Consider the following 6,745-nt stretch of genomic DNA (forward strand, 5'->3'; position numbering starts at 1 on the left):
CGTCTTTTTTGTGTTTAATAAAATAAGCTTGTTATCTATGGTTCAAGAAACCTATGGATAACAAGCTTATTTGTTTAAAGGTAAGTGTATTTATATAGAATTGTTATTTATTATAGCTTCACTTTGTTTTTTACATCGATAAGCTCAAAACGTTCGCAAACGAGCAGCATATCTTCAGAAAAACTAAGCCCAAGCTCGTTTAGTTTCCCTGTAAAGAACTGAATATGGGTGTCTCTCCAGTAACTATAGGTACGATCGCCTTCACCTTCAGCGATAGCGAATTCTTCAGTTACTTCATTCATTGGTGTTACAGTTACTTCTATTGTTTTAATGATAGCTACAGGTTCATCTTGACTATTGAGTACAATACTATAATCATTGGTTGTTGGTAGCGGTTCGCTTTCTAATTCATAAAAAATATGGCCGGAGCATGTTGCGGTTTTCACACCATCAATGACTAGTTTAGCAAGATAATCAGGAGAATCACCAAATTGCCAAGCTGTAACAGATTGCGGTTTTTCATTGTTCCCCCAATAAGTATCCCAATATGTTTGTGCTAATGGATTCATTTGTATTTTTACCTCACTTTAGCTAAAGTTGATTTTCTTTATAAACCCTGGACAATTTGCTTATTTGTAATAGCTTTGTAGTCATTTGAAATTTGTATTACGGATTAATAAAGGTAATACGCTGAATGAGTAGGGTTTGTAAACGCGTTCTGTCCATTTATGGCCATCATTCTCGTAGACGCCCATAGTAATAGACGGGATGTTTAATTTGCGGATTATTTCATATGGTAATGGATATAGTTGTTATGTAGTCTATTTGTGATTTGTGCTGCAATAAAATTAGGGTTAATGCCAGACAATGTATCGCCTACGTGTACTTCTCTTCCGTAAATATAGAAACAAGGAAGAAGCTTGCTAGCAGTACCTGTATAAATGTAGCGCTGAGTATCTCCATCATATAAAAGTGTTATAAAATCATTGTTAATGGCCAAACGATACTGTAATTGTTTTTCTTGCTTTAGTCTTTCGAATTCGGTTAATGCAGAGATAATCCCACGATGTTCTCCTTCTTCATCTCCAATGAATAAGAGTAGTAGATTTCCTTTGAGTAAATGCATATGTTCTGAGAAGTATAGTATATTGGCTAGATGAATGGTAGCACCGCTTTTCATATCAAGAGAACCACGGCCAAACAACCACTCTCCAGATTTTGCGTCGGCTTGAACATTTGTAACACTTTTGTAGGTTTGAAAATATTGTTTTAGTGTTTCGGGAGAGAAAGCATGTTCTTTTAACGATCCGAAATCTTCAATGCTGACTGTATCTAGGTGTGAATGATAAATGATAGTAGAGGGGGGAGGCGTTTTTCTTTTAAAAATGCAAATACATTTTTTCTACCCATTGTATCATGAGGTACATATTGAATCCATACGTGTTCAGAGTGCTTTTTAAAATACTATATAGTTCATCTATAATACTGACCTTGCCATCGGTGCCGTTAATACTATTGAAATGAAACTAAATGCTTTGTAAGTAATTCGATTTCCTTTTCTAATGGTAAAGCTTGCAGTTGTTTGTATATAGACATAGGATGAAACTTCCTTAAATCTTATAATGGGGAGTCTTTCATAGATAAGATAAGTGCAAGTGAAAAAACTATAGTTCGATTACTTAAATACAAGGAAGTAGCGGTACGGAACGTTTGTTCTGTAGTGGTGTAATGGGCATATTCAATCAATTGAGGTGTTTATTTTTAATTCAGTATATGTGTTTAAAGAAGAAATGCTATTACTAGGTTCGGATTTCAAGTATAGCTTTTGATCTTACATATTTTAATGATTAGTTCAAAGAATATTTGGATTATTGATGGTGGTGTATTACCACTATGCCATATTGAAGTGAGTAATACTAGAGGTGAAATAGATGAAAACCGATATTCCTTGAATATCGGTTTAATAATATGTGGCTTATATGAAGCTATAGCAATACGAAAAGTGTAAATAAGATGGCTAACAAAATACGATAATATGCAAAAGGTTTTAAACCTATCTTTTCTAAAAGCTTCAGGAAAGTTACTACCGCTAGCATTGCTACTATAAAAGAGGTAATGAATCCTATAGCAAACATAGGAATATCATCCACACTTAAATACTTCCAACTTTTTAATAAGTCTAAGCCTGTAGCTCCAACCATTACAGGAAGGGCGATGAGAAAAGAGAACTCAGATGCAGCCTTATAATTTACTTTCGCTAATAGCCCTCCAGAAATAGTAGAGCCAGCTCTAGAGAAGCCAGGATATACTGCTAAGCATTGAAATAATCCAATTGTTAATGCTTGACGGTATGTTAAATCATCTAGTGAAAAAGCGGTTGCCTCTACCTTTTTTACTTCTGCAAAAATCATAAGAATTGCTCCTGCTACAAGTCCGATTACGACAGTATACGGCTGGAATAAGTATGTTTTAATAACATCATGTAATAATAAGCCAACAACTACTGCTGGGAATACACCGAGAAAAACATGTAATGCATTGAATTTTTTCTCTTTCCGTAGAAGGGGTTTAATATTACATAAAGAAACAAGGCGTTTATGATATAAAATCGCGATAGCTAAAATTGCCCCTAACTGTATGACAATTTCAAACGTTTTTGCCCTTTCTCCTTCAAAACCTAATAAATGTCCGACTAATATAAGATGGCCAGTAGAAGAGATGGGTAAAAATTCAGCTAACCCTTCTACAATGCCAAGTATGAAGGCATTGATAAGATCGCTCATAGTTTCACTCCTATAAATTAATGAATATCTACTCTTTTAAAATAGAATAGTGTTGTAATAAATCCGAAAATAGCTGTTACTGCAATGATGATATAAGAATACTCTGGTGGATAAGTCGGTTGTAATTCGTTATTTGCTATATCTAGAGTAGCGGTCCATGGGAATAGGTCTTTATGTTTTGAATTTACGATCATAAGGTTAGTCATTGTAATAATGATTGTTAATATAATAGGCGGTACATAGGTCTTCATTACAAGAGTTAGTAGTACAATAGGTGAAGACAAAAGAAAGAGAAGTCCACCACATATTAAAAATTTTATGAGAGAGCCTAAAAGTAAGGTGATACTAAACCCAGGGAAGCTACCTATTAGCCCTAATAATAAAGTTAGCGCCCAAGCAACTAAAGTTAGCATCATGATCCAAAGGAATAGAAGGATAAACTTACTTATAATAAAGCTAATACGTGATACTGGGATAGTTAGCAAGTTTTTTAATGTATCTTCCGTGTATTCACGGGTAAATAGATAAGCGATTACAACTCCATATAAGGGGAATCCTATAATTAAAGTAGTGTATAGGTTAACTTCAGTGAACAGTTGATCAAATAAAATAGTTGGAGTAGGCTGCTTTGTCTTCATGTGTATATAAGAAGCTACAACCACTAAAAATGGCGCGACACCTGCTCCTATAATACTAATCAAAAACATATTGGATCGTTTCAATTTTAATAGTTCTGTATAAAGCAGATTAACCAATTGTGCCACCCCCAACTAGTTTGGTGAAATAATCTTCTAGTCTATCTTCGCTCATCACAATTTTTAATACTTCAATATCATTTCGAACAAATGTTCTATTAATGTATCCTTGCTGTCCAAAGTGAGAATAAACGCGAATATTTCCTTCATCATGTACCTCATAATCAAAAATTTGAAAATGATTTTCTAATAGCATCGCAGCTTTATTATCATTATTTACCTGGAATTCTATGTACTTACGATTGGCTTTACGCAGTGTATCAAGAGAAACTTCTTCTAATAACCTTCCTTCATGAATAATTCCCATACGATCGACTAGTTGTTCCACCTCAGCTAATATATGACTAGAAATGAGTATCGTTATATTTCTTTCTTGAGCTAAAGATTTAATGAGTTTTCGCATTTCTTTAATACCGATTGGATCTAGTCCGTTAGTTGGTTCATCTAGTATGAGTAGTTCAGGATAATGGAGAAGAGCACGTGCAATTCCTAAGCGCTGCTTCATTCCTAAAGAGTATTTTCCTACTAATTTTTTTGTTTCGTGCTGCAAGCCTACAATTTCTAATGCTTCTTCAATTGCATTCCTTTTGTGAACTCCAATTATCTTTGCATTAATTAATAAGTTCTCTCTTGCAGTTAAGTTTTCATAAAACCCAGGAACTTCAACGATAGAACCAATTCTTCTTAAAATGTCTTTTTGATTCCGAAGTAAATCCCCACCGAATATTTCTATATTTCCACTTGTAGGTTTTATAAGACTAAGCAGCATACGGATTGTAGTTGTTTTACCAGCACCGTTACGCCCTATGAATCCATAAATCTCTCCTTGCTGTACATTTATATTTAGATTATCTACTGACTTTTGGGTCCCATAAACTTTAGTAAGGTTTGTCGTTTTTATAATTGTATTTATAGGGGGCACCTACTTTCTATAAGTTCTTAATTACATAATAAAAAGGAAGGTTTAACTGCATATTAATCATTCCTTAACTATTTCTTAAAAGTAGTGTGTTTTGGGACGGAAAAACCAAAAGTAGTTCGTTCCCGGGGAATACTGTCAACCCATATACGCCCACCATTTTTTTCAACGAGGGCTTTAGAAATAGAAAGTCCGAGGCCACTACCACCGTAAGAAGGATTTCTTGAGTGTTCGCTGCGGTACATCCGCTTAAATACGTTTTGTAAATCATGTTTTGGAATACCGGGTCCCTTGTCCCAAATAAGAAGCTCATATTCTGTATTGGTTTCTAGTAGTTCGACTCCTACTATTTTCCCAGCTTTTCCGTGATGGATAGCGTTTTTTATTAGATTACCTATAATTCGTATAAGGCTAAGGTGATCTGCAATAATAGGAGAAGTAGATTCTGGTATGAGAACTTGTAGTTCAATGTTATGTTTTGATAGCTCGGGTAAGAATTCGATTAATACTTCTCTAGTAACTTCAGAAAAATCGAGTTCTTCTTCTTTTAATGGGAATTCATTAGCATCTAGCTTGGCCATATTAAAGATTTCATCGACTAGATGTTTTAAGTCATTCGATTTCTTATAAAGTATTTCAAGATATTCTTGCTTTTCTACTTCAGAAGTAGCGACATCATCTTTTAAAGCATCAATATATCCAATAATAGAAGTGAGTGGTGTCCGGATATCATGTGAGATATTAGATAAAAGTTGTTTTCTAGCTTCTTGGGATTTCCTTGCTTCGATCTGACCCTTTTCTAATGCAGCTATTAATTCGTTTATTGAAAACACGATATTATTTAATGAACGGTCGTTATTTGTGAATAGCCTCGTTTGTAAATTTCCTTTAAGTGCACGGCTTAATTTAGTAACCATCGATTCGTTGCTTTGAATAAAGTGAACTCTTGAAAAGAAAAGGTATATTGTGATTATGATAAGAGCAATAAATAAAGATACTTTTACATGGTATCCCATATCTATATTTAAAAGTCCGCAAATGATAAGTTGTAATGAAATAAGAAAGAGGATCTTATCATTTTTCAACCTTTTCACCTACAAACTTATAACCGATTCCCCATACAGTCTGAATGAATTTTGGATTGGAAGAATCGATTTCTATTTTCTTTCTAAGCTTTCTAATATGCACCATAACGGTATTATCATCTTCTATATAAGTATCGTCCCATACATTTCGAAAGAGTTGTGTTTTTGTAAATACTTGCTCTGGGTTTAAAGCGAAGAATTTTAATAGTTCAAGTTCTTTTCCAGTTAAGTTGATTTCTTTTCCGTTCGTATGGACTGTGTATTTTTTAAAATCGATAGTTAGTCCTTTAAATGTGAAAGCTGTTTTCTCTTGTACGTTAGTATTACTTCCAAGAACTAAAAAACGTCGCATAAGAGCTTTTACTCTTGCAACCACTTCGTGAATACTGAAAGGTTTCGTAATATAATCATCAGCACCTATGCTTAAGCCCAAAATTTTATCAACTTCGTGATCTTTAGCAGTTAGCATTAATATAGGAATGTTGGTTGTATCTCTAAGTTTTCTGCACACTTCGATACCATCTACTTTCGGCATCATAAGATCTAATATAACGAGGTTGTAGTTGTTTTGATTAAATAAGCGCAGAGCCTCTTCACCGTTGATCGCAGTATCTACTCTGTATAACTCTCTTTCTAAATATCTTTTTAATAAATCTCGGATTTCTTTATCATCGTCTGCTATAAGAATACATATATCTTTCATATCGTCACCTGCTTCTAATAGAATGTTATTAATAGTACAATTTGATAAACAAAGGGGAGTAGGGAGCGGTAATAAAAAATAAAGCAACTTTCTAATTATATACTATTAATTGTTAAAATAAGGTTGTTAGTTTAGCTGGAAAGAATCAATCGTATGAGTTCGGTAAGATGGGGGAAGCAAGTCCTTTGTAATAGAGAAGTTTCTAAATTGAATAGTATTTAGAAGAATAGATTAGTAAAGAAAAGTAGACGATGGTTTCTATTTTAATGAAATCTTTATAGGTCCTTATCTAGAGCTAAAAGAGTACGAATGTATTAAATTAAATATCTTTATAAAAAGGTGTTGACGATTATCCTATAGAGGTGTAGTATAGAACAAGTCGCCGATAGCAATAACGCAGAAAGCGACAAAAGAAATAAAAAAACTTGGTTGACATTGAAATATGAAAATGTTAACATAAGGGAGTCGCAAATGAGCGGCAGACAAGTTCTTTGAAAACT

6 protein-coding genes and 1 pseudogene are annotated in these 6,745 nt (G+C 33.7%); all 7 read right to left on the bottom strand.

Going from position 1 to position 6,745, the window contains the following annotated elements; translation table 11 throughout:
• Positions 1-110: 110 nt before the first annotated feature.
• A complete protein-coding gene (locus V7038_RS28855) occupies positions 111-569 on the bottom strand; it encodes an ASCH domain-containing protein (RefSeq protein WP_335696042.1) in 459 nt (152 codons plus the stop codon).
• A 239-nt stretch (positions 570-808) separates the two neighbouring features.
• Positions 809-1,455, bottom strand: a pseudogene (locus V7038_RS29650) (M20/M25/M40 family metallo-hydrolase); the annotation flags it as partial.
• 530 nt (positions 1,456-1,985) lie between these two features.
• The gene (uppP, locus tag V7038_RS28865; protein WP_002113459.1) at positions 1,986-2,783 is read right to left on the bottom strand and encodes an undecaprenyl-diphosphate phosphatase UppP; all 798 of its coding nucleotides are present in this window, start codon (positions 2,781-2,783) and stop codon (positions 1,986-1,988) included.
• Between the two features lie 17 nt (positions 2,784-2,800).
• The gene (locus V7038_RS28870; protein WP_002113461.1) at positions 2,801-3,538 is read right to left on the bottom strand and encodes an ABC transporter permease; all 738 of its coding nucleotides are present in this window, start codon (positions 3,536-3,538) and stop codon (positions 2,801-2,803) included.
• Positions 3,531-4,460: an ABC transporter ATP-binding protein gene (locus tag V7038_RS28875; protein WP_002113463.1), complete on the bottom strand. Its 930-nt coding sequence runs from the start codon at positions 4,458-4,460 to the stop codon at positions 3,531-3,533. Before V7038_RS28875 ends, V7038_RS28870 begins: the two co-directional genes overlap by 8 nt.
• Positions 4,461-4,528: 68 nt before the next feature.
• Complete coding sequence (locus tag V7038_RS28880) at positions 4,529-5,542, bottom strand: sensor histidine kinase (RefSeq protein ID WP_002113464.1); 1,014 nt, start codon at positions 5,540-5,542, stop codon at positions 4,529-4,531.
• A complete protein-coding gene (locus tag V7038_RS28885) occupies positions 5,532-6,245 on the bottom strand; it encodes a response regulator transcription factor (protein WP_002113465.1) in 714 nt (237 codons plus the stop codon). Before V7038_RS28885 ends, V7038_RS28880 begins: the two co-directional genes overlap by 11 nt.
• Positions 6,246-6,745: the final 500 nt, after the last annotated feature.

It is taken from the genome of Bacillus sp. JJ783, from assembly GCF_036963225.1.
In the GTDB taxonomy this organism is placed as follows: Bacteria; Bacillota; Bacilli; order Bacillales; family Bacillaceae_G; genus Bacillus_A; species Bacillus_A cereus_U.